At 42.1% G+C, this 2388-nt stretch carries 2 protein-coding genes; both read left to right on the forward strand.

Annotated features, from left to right (window positions below; translation table 11 throughout):
• Positions 1-1156, forward strand: a 1156-nt coding sequence (locus FTV42_RS16295; protein WP_180039207.1) for an efflux RND transporter permease subunit, incomplete at its 5' end; no start/stop codon positions are given.
• Between the two features lie 113 nt (positions 1157-1269).
• Positions 1270-2388 (forward strand): MFS transporter (locus FTV42_RS16300; RefSeq protein WP_180039208.1); only part of this gene is annotated, 1119 nt, incomplete at its 3' end.

Genomic DNA, 2388 nt, shown 5'->3' on the forward strand with positions numbered 1-2388 from the left:
AAGTTCAGAAGGTCAAACCATGTCTGTGTTACCACCAGCAATTGATGAATTGGGTAACTCATCTGGTTTTTCACTGAGATTATTAGATCGTGGCAATATTGGCATGCCTGCTTTAAGAGAAGCACAAGATCAGCTTTTAGCATTAGCAGCACAAAGTAAAATCGTGGCGGAGGTCTATCCTGAAGGTTTGCCAGATGGCAGTTCTGTACAGCTTAAAATTGATAGAGATAAATTGCAGGCATTAGGTGTTAATTTCAGTGATGTGACCGATATTATTTCAACCTCAATGGGTTCGATGTATATCAATGATTTTCCAAATCATGACCGTATGCAGCAAGTCATTGTGCAACTTGATGCCAAATCACGCATGAGTATTGAAGATATTCTTCAGATTAAGGTGAACAGTCAAAGCGGTAAATTGGTTTCAATGTCTGAAATAATTACTCCAATTTGGCAACATTCCCCACAACAATACAATCGTTACAACGGTCGTCCATCATTGAGTATTTCTGGCAGTCCAGCAGCAGGTATATCTTCAGGACAAGCCATGACTGAGATGGAAAATTTGATTGAACAACTTCCGAAAGGTGTGGGTTATGAGTGGACTGGGATTTCTCTAGAAGAAAAACAGTCGGAATCACAAACCTTGTTTTTATTACTGTTGTCGATGTTAGTCGTTTTCCTTGTCTTGGCAGCGCTTTATGAAAGCTGGTCAATTCCATTCTCTGTGATGCTAGTTGTCCCTCTAGGGTTGATTGGCGCCTTTTTAGCAGTAATGTTACGTGGTATGCCAAATGATATTTTCTTTAAGGTCGGCATGATCACGATTATTGGTCTATCTGCAAAGAATGCTATTTTGATTGTTGAGTTTGCAAAAGCACTAAGAGAAGAAGGAATGGGTTTAGTGGAGGCAACCGTTGCAGCCGCTAAATTGCGCTTACGTCCAATCCTAATGACATCTTTGGCATTTACCTGTGGCGTTATTCCTTTAGTCATTGCCAGTGGCGCTAGTTCTGAAACTCAAAAAGCGATTGGTACAGGCGTCTTTGGCGGCATGATCAGCGCAACAATTCTAGCTGTTATTTTTGTACCGATTTTCTTTATTGTCGTCATGAGCATGGTTGAGAAATTCTCGAAACGTAAAGCGGCACATTAAGCATCAAAACTGAGAATAAAAGCTGTGGGTTAACGAGTTTAGCCCACAACAAATCTTTCATTTACATCTTTATTTCAGAATTGATTTAATAAACCATCAATATAGGTTTAATCATGAAAGCTACCAATCTTGATCCGAAACGCTGGTGGATATTGCTCGCTGTCGTGCTTGCATTTCTGCCGATTGTGATTGATATGACTGTACTGCATGTTGCGGTTCCCTCATTAACCCAATCGCTGAGTGCCACAAGTAACCAAGTCTTATGGATTATTGATATTTATCCATTACTTATGGCTGGACTTTTAGTTCCGATGGGAACTTTGGCTGATCGTGTCGGCAATCGTAAGATTCTGCTGATTGGCTTGGTTATATTTGGAATTGCCTCAGTCCTTGCGGCATTTTCCCAAACGGCTTCTATGCTGATTGCCGCACGTGCTTTATTAGCATTAGGCGGTGCCATGATTATGCCCTGTGTATTGGGTATTATTCGCAGAACCTTCGAAGACAGTCGCGAACGTGCCATTGCGCTGGGTATTTGGGGCACAATCGGATCAGCCGGTGCCGCCATTGGACCGCTCATTGGTGGGGGATTGTTAGAATATTTCTGGTGGGGTTCAGTTTTCCTGATTAACGTCCCAATCATGCTGGTTGTCGCACCAATGTGCTATTTCTTATTGTCCCGAAAAGAAGCTATAACCCCTGGACATTGGGCATTTGGTCAAGCGCTATTGCTGATTGTCGGTTTGATTTCGTTTGTATATGCACTAAAAGCAGGCTTAGGCGGTAAACAGTCGTTGTTGATTGTCTTGCCTTTGGTCGTTTTATCTATCGGCTTATTAACCATATTTGTACGCAAACAGCTGAATTCTCCTCAACCGATGCTAGATCTTTCACTATTTTCACGCCCTGCTATTTTAGCAGGCATTATTATGGCAATGGTTGCTGCAGGCGCTTTGGCAGGGGTTGAGTTAACTTTGGCAATGGAGCTGCAATATGTCATTCGTTTAACACCGCTGCAAGCCGGTCTTTTTATGGTTCCGATTATGGTTGCGGCCGCTATTGGCGGGCCTATTGCTGGTTTTTTATCCAATAAATTTGGACTCCGTCTGGTTGCGACCATGTCATTAATATTGGCAGCAATTGCGTTGGTCAGTTTGAGTTATTCAGATTTTCATCATCCGGGAATCATCGTTCCCTTTATTTTAGCTTCGATTGGATTAACACTGAGTATT

Origin of the sequence: Acinetobacter sp. YH16052 (assembly GCF_013417155.1) — a bacterium.
Lineage (GTDB): Bacteria > Pseudomonadota > Gammaproteobacteria > Pseudomonadales > Moraxellaceae > Acinetobacter.